20 protein-coding genes and 1 pseudogene are annotated in these 17,685 nt (G+C 38.0%); 6 read left to right on the forward strand and 15 right to left on the reverse strand.

Going from position 1 to position 17,685, the window contains the following annotated elements; translation table 11 throughout:
* The first annotated feature begins 1 nt into the window (after window position 1).
* Window positions 2-1,345, forward strand: a pseudogene (locus ATE37_RS10665) (IS3 family transposase).
* Between the two features lie 50 nt (window positions 1,346-1,395).
* Here ATE37_RS10665 and ATE37_RS07265 read toward each other — a convergent pair.
* The 9 genes from ATE37_RS07265 to hisS form a co-directional block, all read right to left on the reverse strand.
* Window positions 1,396-2,337: a YitT family protein gene (locus ATE37_RS07265; RefSeq protein WP_084868533.1), complete on the reverse strand. Its 942-nt coding sequence runs from the start codon at window positions 2,335-2,337 to the stop codon at window positions 1,396-1,398.
* Window positions 2,315-4,078, reverse strand: coding sequence for an aspartate--tRNA ligase (aspS, locus tag ATE37_RS07270; protein WP_084868534.1), 1,764 nt, complete (start codon window positions 4,076-4,078; stop codon window positions 2,315-2,317). The genes ATE37_RS07265 and aspS overlap by 23 nt, the downstream gene beginning before the upstream one ends.
* A 151-nt stretch (window positions 4,079-4,229) precedes the next feature.
* Window positions 4,230-4,448, reverse strand: a complete 219-nt coding sequence (locus ATE37_RS07275; protein WP_084868535.1) for a hypothetical protein — start codon at window positions 4,446-4,448, stop codon at window positions 4,230-4,232.
* A 17-nt stretch (window positions 4,449-4,465) separates the two neighbouring features.
* Window positions 4,466-5,107: a CPBP family intramembrane glutamic endopeptidase gene (locus tag ATE37_RS07280; protein WP_084868536.1), complete on the reverse strand. Its 642-nt coding sequence runs from the start codon at window positions 5,105-5,107 to the stop codon at window positions 4,466-4,468.
* Window positions 5,108-5,116: 9 nt separating this feature from the next.
* A complete protein-coding gene (locus ATE37_RS07285) occupies window positions 5,117-5,815 on the reverse strand; it encodes an ABC transporter permease (RefSeq protein WP_084868537.1) in 699 nt (232 codons plus the stop codon).
* Window positions 5,808-6,632: an ABC transporter ATP-binding protein gene (locus ATE37_RS07290; RefSeq protein WP_084868538.1), complete on the reverse strand. Its 825-nt coding sequence runs from the start codon at window positions 6,630-6,632 to the stop codon at window positions 5,808-5,810. The genes ATE37_RS07285 and ATE37_RS07290 overlap by 8 nt, the downstream gene beginning before the upstream one ends.
* Before the next feature lie 11 nt (window positions 6,633-6,643).
* Window positions 6,644-7,357 (reverse strand): DUF3169 family protein, encoded by a 714-nt coding sequence (locus tag ATE37_RS07295; RefSeq protein ID WP_084868539.1) that lies wholly within the window; start codon window positions 7,355-7,357, stop codon window positions 6,644-6,646.
* Window positions 7,354-7,560, reverse strand: a complete 207-nt coding sequence (locus tag ATE37_RS07300) for a helix-turn-helix transcriptional regulator (protein WP_000916943.1) — start codon at window positions 7,558-7,560, stop codon at window positions 7,354-7,356. Before ATE37_RS07300 ends, ATE37_RS07295 begins: the two co-directional genes overlap by 4 nt.
* A gap of 134 nt (window positions 7,561-7,694) precedes the next feature.
* Window positions 7,695-8,984: a histidine--tRNA ligase gene (hisS, locus tag ATE37_RS07310; RefSeq protein ID WP_084868540.1), complete on the reverse strand. Its 1,290-nt coding sequence runs from the start codon at window positions 8,982-8,984 to the stop codon at window positions 7,695-7,697.
* 166 nt (window positions 8,985-9,150) lie between these two features.
* Between hisS and ATE37_RS07315 the strand changes: the two genes are divergently transcribed.
* Window positions 9,151-9,492 (forward strand): metal-sulfur cluster assembly factor, encoded by a 342-nt coding sequence (locus ATE37_RS07315; protein ID WP_084868541.1) that lies wholly within the window; start codon window positions 9,151-9,153, stop codon window positions 9,490-9,492.
* A gap of 174 nt (window positions 9,493-9,666) precedes the next feature.
* On the opposite strand, the gene ilvD is transcribed toward ATE37_RS07315, so the two are convergent.
* Complete coding sequence (ilvD, locus tag ATE37_RS07320) at window positions 9,667-11,370, reverse strand: dihydroxy-acid dehydratase (RefSeq protein ID WP_061452965.1); 1,704 nt, start codon at window positions 11,368-11,370, stop codon at window positions 9,667-9,669.
* Window positions 11,371-11,586: 216 nt separating this feature from the next.
* Between ilvD and rpmF the strand changes: the two genes are divergently transcribed.
* The 3 genes from rpmF (at window position 11,587) to ATE37_RS07335 (ending at window position 12,565) form a co-directional block, all read left to right on the forward strand.
* Window positions 11,587-11,769, forward strand: coding sequence for a 50S ribosomal protein L32 (gene rpmF / locus ATE37_RS07325; protein ID WP_045618073.1), 183 nt, complete (start codon window positions 11,587-11,589; stop codon window positions 11,767-11,769).
* Window positions 11,770-11,784: 15 nt separating this feature from the next.
* On the forward strand, window positions 11,785-11,934 hold the full coding sequence (gene rpmG, locus ATE37_RS07330; RefSeq protein WP_001265622.1) for a 50S ribosomal protein L33: 150 nt from the start codon (window positions 11,785-11,787) through the stop codon (window positions 11,932-11,934).
* Between the two features lie 268 nt (window positions 11,935-12,202).
* Window positions 12,203-12,565: a hypothetical protein gene (locus ATE37_RS07335; RefSeq protein ID WP_084868542.1), complete on the forward strand. Its 363-nt coding sequence runs from the start codon at window positions 12,203-12,205 to the stop codon at window positions 12,563-12,565.
* Between the two features lie 753 nt (window positions 12,566-13,318).
* Here ATE37_RS07335 and ATE37_RS07345 read toward each other — a convergent pair.
* The 5 genes from ATE37_RS07345 to ATE37_RS07365 all read right to left on the reverse strand — a co-directional run bounded on the left by ATE37_RS07345 (window position 13,319) and on the right by ATE37_RS07365 (window position 16,671).
* Complete coding sequence (locus ATE37_RS07345) at window positions 13,319-13,921, reverse strand: hypothetical protein (RefSeq protein WP_084868544.1); 603 nt, start codon at window positions 13,919-13,921, stop codon at window positions 13,319-13,321.
* Between the two features lie 204 nt (window positions 13,922-14,125).
* Window positions 14,126-14,791 carry a DUF7004 family protein gene (locus ATE37_RS07350; protein ID WP_084868545.1) on the reverse strand — a complete coding sequence of 222 codons (666 nt, stop codon included), beginning with the start codon at window positions 14,789-14,791 and terminating at the stop codon, window positions 14,126-14,128.
* Between the two features lie 43 nt (window positions 14,792-14,834).
* Window positions 14,835-15,374: a DNA adenine methylase gene (locus ATE37_RS07355; protein ID WP_084868546.1), complete on the reverse strand. Its 540-nt coding sequence runs from the start codon at window positions 15,372-15,374 to the stop codon at window positions 14,835-14,837.
* Between the two features lie 79 nt (window positions 15,375-15,453).
* Window positions 15,454-15,987 (reverse strand): PD-(D/E)XK nuclease superfamily protein, encoded by a 534-nt coding sequence (locus ATE37_RS07360; protein ID WP_084868547.1) that lies wholly within the window; start codon window positions 15,985-15,987, stop codon window positions 15,454-15,456.
* A gap of 24 nt (window positions 15,988-16,011) precedes the next feature.
* On the reverse strand, window positions 16,012-16,671 hold the full coding sequence (locus tag ATE37_RS07365; protein WP_084868548.1) for a MutH/Sau3AI family endonuclease: 660 nt from the start codon (window positions 16,669-16,671) through the stop codon (window positions 16,012-16,014).
* A gap of 171 nt (window positions 16,672-16,842) precedes the next feature.
* Between ATE37_RS07365 and ATE37_RS07370 the strand changes: the two genes are divergently transcribed.
* A complete protein-coding gene (locus ATE37_RS07370; protein ID WP_084868549.1) occupies window positions 16,843-17,685 on the forward strand; it encodes a DNA adenine methylase in 843 nt (280 codons plus the stop codon).

Consider the following 17,685-nt stretch of genomic DNA (forward strand, 5'->3'; position numbering starts at 1 on the left):
TATGAAATTGAGTTATGAAGATAAAGTTCAAATCTATGAACTAAGAAAACAAGGATATAGCTTAGAGAAGCTTTCAAATAAATTCGGGATAAACAATTCTAATCTTAGGTACATGATTAAATTGATTGATCGTTACGGAATGGAGTTCGTCAAAAAAGGAAAAAATCGTTACTATTCCCCTGAATTAAAACAAGAAATGATTAATAAAGTCTTACATGAAGGCTGGACTAAAGATAGAGTTTCTCTTGAATACGGCCTCCCAAGTCGTACGATACTTCTTAACTGGCTAGCACAATACAAGAAAAACGGGTATACTATTGTTGAGAAAATAAGAGGGAGAGTACCTAAAATGGGACGTAAACGGAAGAAATGACAGAACTAGAGCGACTCCAAGAGGAGAATGAACGCTTACGGACTGAGGTGGCTTACCTAAAAATGTTAAAAGAGTTAGAGGAAAGGGACGAAGCCTTAGAGCGAGAAAAGTAGAGACAGTTAGAAGAATGGCTTCAGGAGGATTTCGACTAGATTTACTTCTTGAAGCGGCTCGTTTACCTCGCTCAACTTACTACTATCAGTTGAAGCAACTAGATGGGCTTGACAAAGATAAAGAGCTTAAAATCGAAATTCAGGCCATTTATAATGACCATAAAGGAAATTATGGCTATCGTAGAGTTACTCTTGAACTAAGAAATCGTAGTTTTACAGTGAATCATAAGAAAGTTCAACGTCTGATGAAGGTCCTTGGTTTAAGTGCTCGAATTCGTCGGAAACGAAAGTATTCTTCCTACAAAGGAGAGATTGGTAAGAAAGCAGACAACCTGATTCAACGTCAGTTTGAAGCATCAAGGACAATGGAAAAGTGCTATACGGATGTGACAGAGTTTGCCATTCCAAATAGCACACAGAAATTGTATTTATCGCCTGTTTTAGATGGCTTTAATAGCGAAATTATCGCCTATAATCTTTCTTGTTCTCCTAATTTAGAACAAGTGAAAGCTATGCTGGAGCAGGCCTTTACAGAGAAATACTATGAGAATACGAGTCTCCATAGTGATCAAGGATGGCAATACCAACACGATTCTTATCACAGGTTTTTAGAGAGTAAGGGAATCCAAACATCTATGTCGCGCAAGGGCAACAGCCCAGACAACGGTATGATGGAATCTTTCTTTGGCATTTTGAAATCGGAAATGTTTTATGGTTATGAGAAGGCGTTTCAGTCGCTTAAGCAATTGGAACAAGCTATTGTGTTGTGGACTATATTGATTACTACAACAACAAACGAATTAAGGCCAAACTAAAAGGACTTAGCCCTGTGCAATACAGAACTAAATCCTTCGCTTAAATTATTTGTCTAACTTTTTGGGGTCAGTACACAGAGCTGGTTTTTCATGTCTAATTGTCTGTTTCTACAAATCGTCCTAAGATGTGGACATTTTCGGATACAGAGACAAAGGCTGTCGGATCGACCTGTTTCATGATGTGTTTAAAATCATTAAACTCTGCTCGCGTGATAACCGTAATCAAGACTGCTTTTCTCTCATGATTATAGGTTCCTTCTGCATCGTGGATCATGGTTGCTCCGCGGTGCAATTTTTTATGGATTTTTGCGATTACCTTGTCAGGATTATTGGTCACAATCATGGCCTGCATACGTTTTTGCTTTGTAAAGACCGCGTCTGTCACACGACTGGAGACAAAGATGGTAATCATGGAGTAGAGGGCGTATTTCCAACCAAAGGTCAAACCTGCTATCAGCATAATCATCCCATTTACCAAGAAAGAAATACTACCGACATTCTTACCTGTCTTCTTACGAATGGTCAGACTGACGATATCTGTACCTCCGCTTGAAATATTGTTACGGAGCGCAAAACCAATCCCCAAGCCCATGACAACACCCCCAAAAAGGGCATTGATGATGGGATCCTCTGTCAAGGTCACAACTGGCACAAGCTGGATAAAGAGGGAACTCATGGATACTGTGATAAAGGTAAAGATTGTAAACTTATGCCCAATCTGATACCAAGCCAAAATCATCAACGGAAAATTGATAGCATAAAAGGTTAGCGATATCGGAATGTAAAAACCAAACCAGTGATGACTCAAGGCAGAGATAATCTGTGCCAAACCGGTCGCCCCACTGGAGTAAACGTGTCCTGGTTGAAAAAAGAAATTGACTGCTACTGCTGACAAAAATCCATAGACCAGAGAAGCCGAGATTTTCTCATCATATTTTTCCCGAGAGATACTTTGTAAAACTCGTAAGATTTTTATCTGATAAGCAAAGCGGCGCAGATAATAGCGCCACCGCTTAATTCGTTTTGCTTGTTTCATCTTCTTCTACTTGTAAGCTGAGTTCCTCTAGTTGTTTGAGAGCGACTGTTGATGGAGCTTGTGTCATTGGGTCGGTTGCCTTGTTGTTCTTAGGGAAGGCAATGACTTCACGGATATTTTCTTCTCCTGCTAAGAGCATCACAAAACGGTCAAGACCGATCGCCAAACCCCCGTGTGGTGGGAAACCATAGTCCATGGCTTCAAGAAGGAAGCCAAACTGGTCATTTGCTTCTTCAGCTGAGAAACCAAGAGCCTTGAACATGCGTTCTTGAAGATCTTTTTGATTGATACGAAGACTACCACCACCAAGCTCATAACCGTTCAAGACGATATCGTAAGCAATGGCACGAACCTTAGCCAAATCACCTTCTAATTCGTGGACTGTTTCTTCCTGTGGAAGGGTAAATGGATGGTGGGCGCTCATGTAGCGACCTTCTTCTTCAGACCATTCAAACATTGGCCAATCAACCACCCAAAGGAAGTTGAATTTATCGTTATCAATCAAACCAAGCTCTTTGGCAATACGTCCACGAAGGGCACCTAGTGTTGCATTGGCCACTTCAAGCGTATCCGCCACAAAGAGAACCAAATCCTTATCTTCAAGACCAAGTGCTGCAGTCAATTCTCCTTGGATACCAGTTAAGAACTTGGCAACCGGTCCATTTAATTCTCCATCAACTACCTTGACCCAAGCAAGACCTTTGGCACCGTACTGTTTGGCTACTTCGATCATCTTGTCGATGTCTTTACGTGAGTAGTTGTCCGCAGCTCCTTTGGCTACAATGGCTTTAACAGCAGGTGCTTCTGAGAAGACTTTAAAATCAACATCCTTGACAACTTCTGTCAGGTCCTGAAGCAACATGTCAAAACGAGTATCAGGTTTATCAGAACCATAAAGAGCCATCGCATCGTCGTATTTCATACGAGGAAATGGAAGCGTTACTTCGATGCCTTTGGTTTCTTTCATCACGCGCGCAATTAAGCCTTCTGTGATATCCTGAATCTCTTGCTCACTAAGGAATGACGTTTCCAAGTCGACCTGGGTAAACTCAGGCTGACGGTCTCCACGCAAGTCCTCGTCACGGAAACATTTGACGATTTGGTAATAGCGGTCAAAACCAGCATTCATCAAAAGTTGCTTGGTAATCTGTGGACTTTGAGGAAGAGCGTAGAAATGCCCTTTATTGACACGAGATGGCACCAAATAGTCACGCGCCCCTTCTGGCGTTGACTTCGAAAGGAATGGCGTCTCCACATCGATAAATTCCAACTCATCCAAGTAGTTACGGATAGAGTGGGTCACTTTAGCACGAAGTTTAAGATTTTCCAACATCTCTGGACGACGAAGGTCGAGGTAACGGTAACGCAAACGTGTATCGTCATTGGCCTCAATGCCATCCTTAATCTCAAATGGCGTTGTTTTAGCTGTATTAAGCACTGTCAAAGCTGTCACGTTTAACTCAACCGCACCAGTCGGCAACTTATCATTGGCTTGCTCACGCGCAACGACTTGACCAGTCACCTCAATGACAAATTCGCTACGAAGGCTTTCAGCTGTTGCCATAACCTCTGCAGATACTTTTTCAGGGTTGATAACCAACTGCATGATCCCTTCACGGTCACGAAGGTCGATAAAGATCAAACCACCAAGGTCACGACGACGACCAACCCATCCTTTCAAGGTAATTTCTTGTCCGATGTGTTCCTCACGAACACTACCAGCATACATACTACGTTTCATGTTTTCTCTCCTCTTTTATTCTGTTACTATTTTACCATAAAAGCGCAGGCACTTCATGAAAATCAGCAGAAAAGTTTGATTGTCTTTAGTAATCAAAACAAACAGACAAAAAATCCGATGAAAACGTCATCGGATTCTCTGATTATGATTCTTAACCTTTTTTACGCTTTTCATCAATCTCAGCTGCCTTTTTAGGTAGAACAATCTCCGTTGCATAAGCCGAAGCAAAACGCAAGACACCTGCAATAGGTGCAAAGACAATTGCTAGATAGTTGTAAAAGAAGTCGCCTTTAAAGGCATAAGCAAGTGCCCCGATGATAAAGAAGAGGACGACCGCCTGTATCACTGCTAATAAAATTACTCGTTTCATGTGACCTCCTGACTCTATTATAGCATGAGTATCATCAAAAAGCCGATTAAATTATTCAAAGCGTGGAGAGAAATGCTATAAAGAAGGCCTTTTCGACTCACATAAGCCAGACCCAAACTCAATCCCAGACTGGCATAAACTAAAAACTGTTGCAAAGTCCCTGGAAAATGAATCAAGGCAAAAAGCACACTCGATACAAGGAGAAACAGAGCTGTCTGTTTCATGTTGCCCTGCTTAGGAAAGAGATAGCGCGCCAGCATTCCTCTAAAGATGAGTTCTTCCGTCAAAGGAGCAAAGACCACTACCATAAAGAAACCAAAGACAGGCTGAGCCAATGTCAATTGTGATACAGTCTGTTGATTGACCGACGGATCATCTGGTAAAAAGAACTGGGCTACAATCGCCACTAGCAAAACCAGAGTAGGCAACCAAATATAACGATTAAAAACCGTTGTATGGATGCTAACCTTTTCTGTCTGATACCATCTGTAAACTCCATAAACATAGGCCCCTGACAGGACGATATAGAGTGGCAAGACTCCAAAGATCGAAGCCCCTAGTCCAAGAGCTGACAGCGCCATACTCTGAACCAGACCATAGCCAAAGAAAAAGGATAGGACAGCTAGAAGAAACCAGCCAAGATTTTTAAGTAAGTTCATATGGGCCTCCTACTTTCCTTTATAACTATTTTTCAATACAAAGAGACTAGTTAGTCCTAGCAAAAGGATCCATGCTAGCAAAAGAGCAAGACTTCTCAAAGATAACTCTCCGCCACCTTCTTTTAACAGACTTACCAAAGGACCAATGAAAGAATAGTCCAACAGTTTTTGCGCAGTTTCGTTTTGAATGGCAAGAACGGGCAAGAAAGAGACGGTCAGCATAGGAAAAATACTATACACTTGCGCCTTAGACTGAGTATCTGATACTGCACCGATAAGAAGATTAAGAAAGATTATACTGATGGTCGCTAGAATCAGATAGAGGCCATAGGTAAGAAAGTATTTTGTCAAATCAACTTTAAGATATAGAGGGAGAACAACCATAGAAAGAAGCACCACTAGAAGAGGAAGAGCCATCATGCTCAGAGTATACTCCGTTGCTGTCACACCACTTAGTATGAGGGATTTAAGGTTACGTTTTTCCTTATCCTCGGCCATCATAATCGATACCATATAACCACTTCCCATACTCAAGACCATCGTCAAACTCGTAGAGAGGAGAAACATAGTCAGTTCTCCACTCTTGTTTAAGAACTCATTATATAGGATAGCAATACCAAAGGGCATCAATAATGTCGCTAGTAACGTTGAATTACTAATAAGAACTTGTAACCTTAACCAAAGAAGGGCATTTAATTTTCTAAGCATCTAACTTTTCTCCTGTCAATCTAATAAAGATTTCTTCTAAAGTAGGTTCACAAGAATGAACAGCTATTAGATTTGTCGTATTCAAATGGGGCAATTCTTCAAAAGGAATCACTTGCTCGCGTCCATCTTGGTAGCGTAAACGGACCTTTTTATCCACATGGTATTTCTGGATAATCTCTTGTGGGCTACCATACTCAATCAAGATTCCCTTATTTAAAAGAGAGAGTCGATCGCAAAGCAAGGTTGCTTCATTCATATCGTGGGTTGTTAAGAAGATCGTTGTCCCAGCCTGCTTCAGTTCTTGTAAGAGAGCATGAATTGATTTTGAGGTGGTAGGATCAAGACCACTTGTTGGCTCATCTAGAAAGAGGATTTTAGGGGCATTTAGAAGAGCACGAGCCAAGAACATCCGCTGTTTCATACCTGTAGATAGTTTTTCCGCGATAAGATTTTTGGCATCTGATAACCCAACTTGATCAAGCACTGTATCTACTCTAGAAGTTTTAAGACCATATAATTTTGCATAAATGAGCAGATTTTTATAGAGGCTCATCTTTTCATAAAAACCACTGCTATCACTAACAATCCCGATTTGTTCCAAATCATTTGAAGTCAAATTTCGAGAGGACTTTCCTAGAAGAACGGTCTCACCCTGATCTGCAGCTAACTGCCCCGTCAGAACATTGATCATAGTTGTTTTACCTGAACCCGAAGGCCCTAGGAAGCCAAAAATTTCACCCTCTTGAATCTCAAAAGAAATCTGATTCAGAGCTTTCTTGCCTCCAAAACTTTTGCTTACATTTTCAACACGAATCATAGGAACTCCTTTTACTTAAAGTAACGTTTTGTTTTGCGTAGCTGGTCAATATTGATATAAAGATGGATTACAATTAGGATAAGCAAGGCAACCAGCTGGGTTTCTTGCAGGATGGTTGATAGTACAAATAGTAGAATGTAAAGCGCAGGGAGTATGATTTGATTCAACCTAAATAGGGTCAAATAAGCATTCTCCATTTCTGCCTGCTTCTCTCCCTCATCATAACTGTTTAGAAAAGACAAAACTTCTTTTGGAGTCGAGAAAATAGATAGTTTATACTGGCGAATGAGAAAAATTGTTCGCACACAATAATTTGCAACAGCAAAAGAAAAGAACATTAAAACAAGTGAAAAGATGAAAAGATAAACATTCTCAATTACTGGAGAAGTGACAATTACTAAACAGCAAAGCATCGCAATCATCAAAATGTTCGAAGCAACTGTTCCATAGTCCAAGAAGCGATAAGCACTCACATATGCCTTTTCATTAGCTTCTTCCTCTTCTACTGTTTGGTAAATCACGTAAGCTTCACGACCCTTTCGAAGGTAGTACACAGCTAAAGCGAGAGATATTACTCCAACAATTGCAATAAGACCGAAAGAAGTATATAAAACTTGTTCGATTTGAATCTGATTGAATAGTCCTCTTAGAGCGAGACTAAGCATTCCCAGAAAGAAACCTAAAACCCCTGCTCCAATTCCAATCCATTTATGTTTGTGTTTCATTCCTCATCCTCCTCTATACGAAATACCGACTCGACTGGTTCATGGAATATCTGAGCAATCTTCAGGGCAATGACGATGGATGGGGTGTACTCATCCCGTTCTAGCAAACTGATGGTTTGCCTGGACACGCCAGCTAGTTTGGCAAGTTCGGTCTGATTGAGACCATCGCGAGCCCGAAGCTCTTTTAAACGATTTTTAAGCATTCCTTTCTCCTTTTCTCTTAACTTGATTTCATTGTAACACATCTTTTTCTTTTTGACAAGTATTTTTGTCAAAAAGTTTAACATTTTTGTCATTTTGCAAAAGAAAAAGGTCAGGAATAAGATCCTGACCAGTTTTAAATACTATTAAAACCTAATTTTTCAAAGATTTCTGAGAAATTTTGATTGATAGCATCGAGTGACACTTGAACTTCTTCTCGAGTTTGGTTGTTCTTAACTGTCACTTGTCCGCTTTCGACTTCACTCTCGCCTAGAGTAATGAGGGTCTTAGCCGCAAAGGCATCGGCGGATTTGAACTGAGCTTTGAGCTTCCGGTTGAGGTAGTCACGTTCTGCTTTAAAACCTTGTTGACGAAGGGCTTGTACCAATTCCAAGGCCTTGACATTTGCTCCTTCACCCAAAACTGCGATATAAACATCTAGGGCGTTTTCGATAGGGAGGGTCACACCTTGCTTTTCAAGAATGAGAAGCAGGCGCTCTACACCAAGTCCAAAACCAAAGCCAGCAGTTTCAGGACCACCAAAGTAAGAAACCAGGCCATCGTAGCGACCACCCGCACAGACCGTCAAGTCATTGCCCTCGATCTCAGTGATAAACTCGAAAATCGTGTGGTTGTAGTAGTCCAGACCGCGCACCATATTGGTATCGATGATATAGTCTACACCAAGATTTTCCAACATCTGACGGACAGCATCAAAGTGGGATTGGCTTTCTTCATCAAGGAAGTCCAAGATAGACGGTGCATTCTCCACTGCCACCTTGTCTTCTTTTTCCTTAGAGTCCAAGACACGGAGAGGATTTTCCTCCAAGCGACGTTGGCTATCCTTAGACAAGGTCTCCTTGAGCGGTGTCAAATAGTCAATCAAGGCTTGACGGTAGGCTGCACGGCTCTCTGGATTTCCAAGAGTGTTGAGATGCAATTTAACACCTTGTATGCCGATTTCTTTCAAGAAATGAGCTGCCATAGCGATGGTCTCCACATCGGTAGCTGGATTGCTTGAGCCAAAACACTCAACACCAATCTGGTGGAATTGGCGCAAACGCCCTGCTTGCGGACGCTCATAACGGAACATTGGGCCCATGTAGTAGAACTTACTTGGCTTTTGCACTTCTGGAGCAAAGAGTTTATTTTCCACATAGGAACGGACAACGGGCGCAGTTCCTTCTGGACGGAGGGTAATATGGCGGTCACCTTTGTCATAGAAGTCATACATTTCCTTGGTTACGATATCCGTTGTATCTCCGACAGAGCGACCGATGACCTCATAGTGCTCAAAAATAGGCGTGCGCACTTCTGCATAGTTATAGCGCTTGAAAATTTCACGGGCAAAGCCCTCAACGTACTGCCACTTAGCAGATTCAGCAGGTAAAATATCCTGCGTTCCTTTTGGTTTTTGTAATTTCATAGGGAATCCTCTTTAAACTTAATAGTCTTATTTTACCATAAATAAAGGGATTAAAACAGTGAGAGTAGAAAATCTCAAGAGAGTCTTTTCAGAAAATTCATCAAAAACTTGCTAAATTGTCAGAATTATGAGAAAATAGAGGATATTTATCAGGTGGAGGGAAGTAATGAGAGACGATATCAAAATCAATGACCGCGCTTTGGCCTTACAAGATCAAATTATCGAAAAACTAGAGAAGGTTTTTGATACAGATGTGGAATTGGATGTTTACAATCTAGGATTGATTTATGAAATCAATCTGGACGAAACGGGTCTCTGCAAGATTATCATGACCTTCACAGATACGGCCTGCGATTGCGCCGAAAGTCTGCCTATCGAAATCGTCGCAGGTCTAAAACAAATCGAGGGTATCGAAGATGTCAAGGTTGAAGTTACTTGGTCGCCTGCCTGGAAGATCACACGAATCAGTCGCTACGGCCGTATTGCCCTTGGACTGCCACCTCGTTAATACTCTTCAAAAATCTCTTCAAACCACGTCAGCTTTATCTCCAACCTCAAAGCTGTGCATTGAGCAACCTGCGCCTAGCTTTCTAGTTTGCTCTTTGATTTTTATTGAGTATAAGCAGTCAAATCACTTTTGAAGATGAAAAGAAGCAAGCCGAGATTGGCTTGCTTTTTGAGTTTATTTTTTACCTGACTTATCCATATTCCAGAAGTCTGTCACGGCTCCGCGGGAAGCAGATGATACGATGTGAGCATATTTACCGAGGACACCACGGCTGTAAAGTGGTGGCAAGGTTGTTTCTGCCTTGCGTTTTTCAAGTTCTTCTTCGGACACGGCCATGGAAATTTCTTTGGTATCTTGGTCAACCGTAACGATATCGCCTGTACGGAGGTAGGCAATCGGTCCACCATCCTGAGCTTCAGGAGCGATATGTCCAACAACCAAACCATAAGTACCACCAGAGAAGCGTCCATCCGTCAAGAGGGCAACCTTGTCTCCTTGACCTTTACCAACGATCATGGATGAAAGTGATAGCATCTCAGGCATACCAGGCCCCCCCTTAGGTCCCACGAAACGAACAACGACAACATCGCCATCAACGATTTCATCTGTCAAGACAGCCTGAATAGCATCTTCTTCTGAGTCAAAGACCTTAGCTGGTCCAACGTGACGACGCACTTTAACACCTGATACTTTAGCAACCGCGCCATCAGGGGCAAGGTTCCCGTTCAAGATGATAAGAGGACCATCTGCACGTTTTGGATTTTCAAGTGGCATGATGACTTTTTGACCTGGTGTGAGGTCTGCGAAGTCAGCCAAGTTTTCAGCGACTGTCTTACCAGTACATGTGATGCGGTCGCCATGAAGGAAGCCATTCGCCAAGAGATATTTCATAACAGCAGGCACACCACCGACTTCGTAGAGATCTTGGAAGACATACTGGCCAGAAGGTTTTAAGTCAGCCAAGTGAGGCACACGTTCTTGGATCGTATTGAAGTCCTCAAGTGACAAATCAACATTAGCCGCATGGGCAATAGCAAGCAAGTGAAGAGTGGCATTTGTAGAACCTCCGAGAGCCATGGTTACAGTGATGGCATCTTCAAAGGCTTCACGAGTCAAGATATCGGATGGCTTGAGACCAAGCTCCAGCATCTTGACAACAGCTCGTCCTGCTGCTTCGATATCTTCTTTCTTGTCAGCTGATTCAGCTGGGTGAGATGAAGACCCTGGCAAACTCATACCTAGAACTTCGATTGCAGTCGCCATGGTATTAGCTGTATACATACCACCACAGCCACCAGGGCCCGGGCAGGCATTACATTCAAGACGTTTCACGTCCTCAGCCGTCATGTCACCATGGTTCCATTTCCCGATTCCCTCAAAGACAGAAACCAAGTCAATGTCTTTACCATCTAACTTTCCAGGTGCAATGGTGCCACCATAGGCGAAAATAGCTGGGATATCCATATTAGCAATGGCGATCATAGAACCAGGCATGTTCTTGTCACAACCACCGATGGCGACAAAGGCATCAACGTTATGACCACCCATAGCCGCCTCGATGGAGTCTGCGATGATATCACGAGATGTTAGAGAGAAACGCATACCAGGCGTTCCCATGGCAATCCCGTCCGCTACGGTAATAGTTCCAAACTGTACCGGCCAAGCGCCTGCAGATTTGACACCTTCTTTCGCCAATTTCCCAAAATCATGCAAGTGGATGTTACATGGTGTATTTTCCGCCCAAGTCGAAATCACTCCCACAATAGGTGTTTCAAAGTCCTTATCTGTCATACCAGTCGCACGCAACATGGCACGGTTTGGTGATTTAACCATGCTGTCATAAATGCTACTGCGGTGACGTTTATCTAATTCAGTCATCTTATCCCTCCCGTTTCAGTTTTTACTATTATAGCACAATTTCCGCATGAAGAACAGAATAAAATTCTTGAATTTTCAGAAAATTCCGATTAACAACTTCTAATTTTTTCATCTTTTTTTGTCAAGTAACTTTACTTTACAAAAAAGTTTTGATATACTATTAAAGTTGATGAAAATCAAACCTAACTGAATTATATCTTAAAAGGAGAAATCAAAATGGCAGTACCTGCACGTCGCACTTCAAAAGCGAAGAAAAACAAACGTCGTACACACTACAAAGTAACAGCTCCATCTGTAAACTTTGACGAAACTACTGGAGATTACTCACGTTCTCACCGTGTATCACTTAAAGGATACTACAAAGGACGTAAAATCGCTAAAGCTACATCAGCTGAATAATAGAAGGGAGATACCATGCGCGTAAATATCACACTTGAACACAAAGAATCTGGTGAACGCTTGTACCTTACTTCTAAAAACAAACGTAACACTCCAGACCGTCTTCAATTGAAGAAATACTCACCAAAACTTCGCAAACACGTTGTGTTTACAGAAGTTAAATAAGGGTTCACTACACGTCACTAGACTTTAGAAACCTTGATTTGAAGCAATTCTTGAATTTCGAAATTTCAGTATATTGCGATATAAATCAATCGAATCACTACCTTTTTCACTACCTTTTATGAAATAAGAAACTGATTCGTTTATTTAAAAAAAGAGGAATTTCAAAAAGAATTCCTTTTTTTAATTTCTAAAACGGTAAAACACCCTTATTACTAACTGTCTTACACTTGTAACATTACTTTGATATAATAGAAATGGAGGTAAGCAAATGAAAAGATTTATCACATTAATTTTAGTGTCTCTATCTGCAATTTTATTATTTTCCTGTTCTAACCAATCAAGTAATTCTTTAGATGGCGAATACTACTGGATAAACGAGAGTAGAAATGAAGTTGCCTTTACCATTTCAGGTAACAAAGGAAATATCAATAAAGGAGAGGCCGATGCCTTTACAATTGATAAAGATAGTTCAACAATCGAACTGACTGGTTCTAATATCATAAACCGAAAAGAGAATTATACCTTTAAGGATGGTGTATTCACTGTAGATATTTCAGGAACGAAGCAGGACTATTACAAAAAGGATAGTGAAGCATATAAAGAAGCCGTGAAGAAATATAGCGTTAAGTAAAACTCTAAAACTATTCGTTATTCTTTATACAATAAAAACGCTGATTAAAGCGTTTTTTTGTTATCCCTCTAAAAAGGTATCTTTTATTTTTTAGTGCTTTTCAGGCTATATTTTGATCATTTGAGGAAATCAACATTATTTTTGAACATTTATCTGATAAGATAGGACTATGAAAAATTTAAAAGAAGACAACATTCAAAAATCCTTATGGCATATCAAACGACATTGCGAGAATATAGAGAAAAATACTGATGTTCATAGAAGAAAAATCGAACTCCTCCATTTGAAGGAAAGCGTCGAGATATTATTGAGAGTTTTTAATGATGAAAAACCCTATCCGAATTTGGATAGGGAGGAAGTGTTTTAAAACCTTTTGACAATGAATTTTAGTTAAGATTTCACTTTTTGTAAAACCTGGTTTGGAAAGTATGGATTTCATTCGGATTAAAAACAGCGTAATACCAAGGTTTTTCGGAAAGATAGCTACTGATTAATTTCATAAAATATGAATCAATATTTTTAAATGGGGGAATAGTTTAGTTCTGTAAAAATCAATTACTGTCCATACAAACGTTGTTATAGCAGGTTTTGTTATCATTTCTCAAAAAAAGGTAGAGGTTAGAATTAACGTATTAGAATAAGTATCTTTGTAGAGTACTATACGAATTTTTCTTAAAATCTAATTAAATAGATAACCGCAGTTCCGAAATATAACCGTCTTGAAATTAAATAGGTTTAATTAAACAGTATAATTTATTTTCCTCCAATACGATGTGAATAATAGTCTAATATCGGGATACCTTTATCTATCAAATAATTTCCGATTCTTTTTTCAACACCATGCCTAGTCATCCCCTTTGGAATAGATTTTATTGGGAAAATAAGAACAAATGATTCATCCCATGTCTCTCCTAAGCAATCAATAATGATACCCGACGTATTATATTTCCATCTTCCATTTTGTTGTGTTTCATCATATTCTTTGATAGTACTCGGTTTTTGAAAATTGACATCATTACTGCTAGCAACAACTCCAAGTGATCCACTAGAAGTAAACTTCATCCAAACTATATCTCTAACATCTGCTAAATCAAATTCTTTCTGGATGTTTTTATAATCAATATTAATTCTATTCTGTTCACATTTATTAATTGGAAAGATTAGGTACTTATTTGCTGTATCTAAATCAATACCTAAGCTACCTAAAATTTCAATAGTGTATTCTATCACTCGTTGTTTAAATTTGTCTTTAGTTAAGTTATGATCTTTTAGATATTCTTTCATTTTTTGTTGTTGCTCTTTAGCAGCATTGATTCGATATGTTCCTCCATTATGAACTGTAATCCACGAAACCATAAAAACTCCCATAAATCTTATAAAAAATAGATAACTTTATTAATCAATTGTTTTAAGAGATATTCCTCTTTGTATCAAAAATTTATGAATAGTCATCAAAACAATAACGCGAATTCCCTTAGCAATTCTGAGTAATTATAAAAGTTCCCAAAACATTTTTAATATCCTAAAATAGCTAACTTACTAAAATTTGTTACTTACTAATTACAACCAACTATAGTCTATTTGATAAATATCCATTATTTTCTTTAGTTTTTCCCTTTTAGGACGTTTCAAATCATAATTTGAATGATGTTCCAAAATAACTTCATTGATCATTTTATCATTTTTGCTAAATTCTGAAGACTCTTTTGGAGTATATATATTATTCAACACCTGGTACGCTCCTATTACTTTAGGAGTATGCTTTAAAAATGAAGTTCGCCCGCCGTAAGTATGATACCATTCTGAAAGCATAACTGCCCATAATGTCATAAACAATTTAAACGTTTCTTCTTGTATATTAGCTGGATACTTTTTGACTATGCTATTTAGTTGGATACGCACATAAGCTATTGTGCCCCCAGAATAATCAGGTGAAGCATTATGTTGTAAACCATTATCCTTAACCATATCTGATAAAGTCATAAAATCATTCCAAATAACTTCGTTTCCCACAACATTTTTTAAGTACATAAGATCTAAAAAATAATCTTCATCTTTAGGCGAATACCCTAAATTCATTTTTTGTTTATTTGGAAAATAAGTCACCCTATAATCATCAAAACTGCCTCGGTTAAATTGAATAATTGAACCATCTTTAAATTCATATATGTTTCGGGCATTTTGAATGTTAGGAATGTTATAACTGGGTTCTAAAAAAGTCTTCATAAAATATTGTTTCTTCATCACTTGTTACTGTATATAATAAAATTTAATTAATAATTTGAGATAGGCCTATCCAAAGCATTCCTCGACCAGAATAATTCCAATATCGGATATCCTGTTCTATGAATAACCATTTTAAAGTCAGAGCAATTAAGTCTGCAGGAAAGCCCTGTCTAAATGAAAAGCAATTGAAGTCTGACGCCTTATAGTTCTTTCTACAGAGATAAATGTCCTCAATCATACTCATTAACTGAAAAAACTGCTGAGGAGATTCACTTTTTTTCATCAATAAATCATTTACAATTTCGTCATGTTTAGGAAAATTTCTTTTCCGTTTCCCTTCATCAGAAAAGTTAGTATTTTCGACACAAACTAAAAAATCAAAACCGTTATGTAAATTTGCCGGTCGTCTTAGAAAAATACGACGACCATCTAATAATTTTTCCACATAATAGGTATATCTGGAAGCTTCCTCATCCTTTCCATTCCCAGGAACTTCTTTAGATAACTCTTCTACCAGACGCATTCGTACTTCATTTCTCGTACCTACGTTTGAAAAAAATTTAGTTATTTTATATTCTGTCATTTCTACCTCTACGATACCAATAAATTTAAGAAAAAAATATAGAGCCTTTCTTATATCTTATATTTATTACTTCACATTTTCACAAAAAGTCAATACCTAATACCGTTAAAGGAATCTCATAAAAGAAATACGAACATCCCATCATACAAATATATTCTTTGGTATCTTTATATTCATCTTTTTCAAACCAATCATTAAAAATATAGATGAATTGAACTTTATAACCTAATGGTGAAAATAATTTTTCATACTCCATTTTTTTAAAATGACATCCAGGTAGTTTTTCATCTACAGAACCACTCGAATTCTGAAATTTTTTTTCAATAATATAAGCAGTCTGATTAAGTTCATTAATAAAACACTCATCTGGTTGCCATCTTTTTGAATTATACTGTTTATAATCAATATTTTGAGGTGTAAGAAATTTTGTATATAATTTGTTCTTCCCTACACTCCAGCCTATTTTTCTATCTTGGTAATAGACTTCATTATCTATAATTTCGAACCCTTTTCTCACTAATGTAGAATCAAGAGAGGTAGTTTGTTCGAACTTCAATCCATTGACATTAGTATTAGCTCCACCACCATAAACATTTGGCATTCTAGTTGACATAATCACTGTTTTCCTTACTTATTATTAATACTTCCCCACAATTTTCCTAATTTCATAGACAAATTCCTTTTTGAAATAAAAAGCATGATTTTTGTTCGAAACCTCCCTACCATATACATTTGAATAAATTGGATGATATGGTTTAGAATCCTTACTTCTTATTTGCATGAATTTCCCGTTTGAAGTATGGATGAATCCATCTTCACTGGTTTCAATATGATGGTTCAACAACTGGCAAATTGTATCATAATCCTTGTGTAGTTGTTCCCTTAAACTAAAGAATCGTTCTTCATTCAAATCAACATGGATGCTCTCTAAAAACATCCATTCTGCCGGTACCCCAACTTTACAAACGGGAACATACAAAATATTATCAATTTTTTCAAATAGTGATGTTTCTTCAAACGGTTTATTCTGCAATAAATCATCGATCATGCTACTAACCTGAGTAATAAAAATCGTTTCTTTTGGATTGCTTGTTTCGTCACACTTATTAGTCTTCAATTCTCCATCCTCAAAATCTCTATTTGTGTTGGACAGTTGCATTCCTAAAGCCAATTCTAAAAGTTGTCCGGTTTTGCCTTTATTAACTATGATAGTTTGCAATTCTTCGGCAGTAAATAAGTCTTTAAATTTAATATTGGCAATCTCGTTCAACTTTCTTTCAGCTTCATGTAGTTTCATTTCAGAATTCCCCATTCTATCTTTATTTTTAAATCAACTCAATCAATTTCAAACAAAAATCACTTTGATCTATTATAGATCACTTTTCAGATATTTTCTATTCTTTTAATTATCTGATATAATAGAACCTATCAATGTTCTATCAATAGAATTAAGAAGGAGGTCTATCACTTGCAACCTTTTGTAAAATGGGCGGGTGGAAAAAGACAACTAATTCCCGAATTAACAAAAATTATGCCCTCAAATTTCAATCAATATCTTGAACCATTTATCGGTGGTGGAGCTCTACTCCTTGAATTAGAACATAAAAATTCAATTATCAGTGATAATAATCACGTTTTAATTGGGACATATAACGATATAAAACACAACCTCGATAAATTACTTCCATTACTGGATAAACTTCAAAATGAACACAATTCGTGTGGCGATAAAGAAAAAGCCAAAGAATTCTACTATCAACAACGAGATAATTTCAACCAAATTATTTTTGATGATAATGAATCCTTAAATAGAAGTGCCCTTTTCTTGTATCTGAACAAAGCGTGTTTCAATGGTCTATACAGAGTTAATTCTAAAGGACTTTTCAATGTCCCATTTAACCAAAAAACTACTATCAACATTTATGAACGAGATAATTTAGTGCAAATTTCTCAATTTCTACAAAATGTAGATATTTACAATCAAGATTTCGAAGAAACAGCTGTTAAAGCCAAAAAAGGAGACCTCGTTTTCTTCGATTCTCCTTATGCTCCACTAAATCCTACTTCTTTTGATTCTTACACTAAAGAAGGTTTTAGCACGGAAGAACACATTCGTTTAGCAAACCTTTTTAAAAAATTAACAAAAAATGAGGTTTACTGCATTCTCACCAATCATAATACAGAGTTCATCAGAGATTTATACAAAGATTTTCATGTCAAAGAAGTCAATGTTAAACGTATGATCAATAGTGATGCTAAAAATAGAGTTGGGAAAGAAGTCATAATTACAAATTATGAACTTGAGGTTTAA

Origin of the sequence: Streptococcus oralis subsp. tigurinus, assembly GCF_002093575.1 — a bacterium.
Lineage (GTDB): Bacteria > Bacillota > Bacilli > Lactobacillales > Streptococcaceae > Streptococcus > Streptococcus oralis_CH.

Coding starts and splice junctions, on each gene's coding strand:
- ATE37_RS07265 (WP_084868533.1), bottom strand. CDS start 2,337: ATGAAACAAGCAAAACGAATTAAGCGGTGGCGCTATTATCTGCGCCGC.
- aspS (WP_084868534.1), bottom strand. CDS start 4,078: ATGAAACGTAGTATGTATGCTGGTAGTGTTCGTGAGGAACACATCGGA.
- ATE37_RS07275 (WP_084868535.1), bottom strand. CDS start 4,448: ATGAAACGAGTAATTTTATTAGCAGTGATACAGGCGGTCGTCCTCTTC.
- ATE37_RS07280 (WP_084868536.1), bottom strand. CDS start 5,107: ATGAACTTACTTAAAAATCTTGGCTGGTTTCTTCTAGCTGTCCTATCC.
- ATE37_RS07285 (WP_084868537.1), bottom strand. CDS start 5,815: ATGCTTAGAAAATTAAATGCCCTTCTTTGGTTAAGGTTACAAGTTCTT.
- ATE37_RS07290 (WP_084868538.1), bottom strand. CDS start 6,632: ATGATTCGTGTTGAAAATGTAAGCAAAAGTTTTGGAGGCAAGAAAGCT.
- ATE37_RS07295 (WP_084868539.1), bottom strand. CDS start 7,357: ATGAAACACAAACATAAATGGATTGGAATTGGAGCAGGGGTTTTAGGT.
- ATE37_RS07300 (WP_000916943.1), bottom strand. CDS start 7,560: ATGCTTAAAAATCGTTTAAAAGAGCTTCGGGCTCGCGATGGTCTCAAT.
- hisS (WP_084868540.1), bottom strand. CDS start 8,984: ATGAAATTACAAAAACCAAAAGGAACGCAGGATATTTTACCTGCTGAA.
- ATE37_RS07315 (WP_084868541.1), top strand. CDS start 9,151: ATGAGAGACGATATCAAAATCAATGACCGCGCTTTGGCCTTACAAGAT.
- ilvD (WP_061452965.1), bottom strand. CDS start 11,370: ATGACTGAATTAGATAAACGTCACCGCAGTAGCATTTATGACAGCATG.
- rpmF (WP_045618073.1), top strand. CDS start 11,587: ATGGCAGTACCTGCACGTCGCACTTCAAAAGCGAAGAAAAACAAACGT.
- rpmG (WP_001265622.1), top strand. CDS start 11,785: ATGCGCGTAAATATCACACTTGAACACAAAGAATCTGGTGAACGCTTG.
- ATE37_RS07335 (WP_084868542.1), top strand. CDS start 12,203: ATGAAAAGATTTATCACATTAATTTTAGTGTCTCTATCTGCAATTTTA.
- ATE37_RS07345 (WP_084868544.1), bottom strand. CDS start 13,921: ATGGTTTCGTGGATTACAGTTCATAATGGAGGAACATATCGAATCAAT.
- ATE37_RS07350 (WP_084868545.1), bottom strand. CDS start 14,791: ATGAAGACTTTTTTAGAACCCAGTTATAACATTCCTAACATTCAAAAT.
- ATE37_RS07355 (WP_084868546.1), bottom strand. CDS start 15,374: ATGACAGAATATAAAATAACTAAATTTTTTTCAAACGTAGGTACGAGA.
- ATE37_RS07360 (WP_084868547.1), bottom strand. CDS start 15,987: ATGTCAACTAGAATGCCAAATGTTTATGGTGGTGGAGCTAATACTAAT.
- ATE37_RS07365 (WP_084868548.1), bottom strand. CDS start 16,671: ATGAAACTACATGAAGCTGAAAGAAAGTTGAACGAGATTGCCAATATT.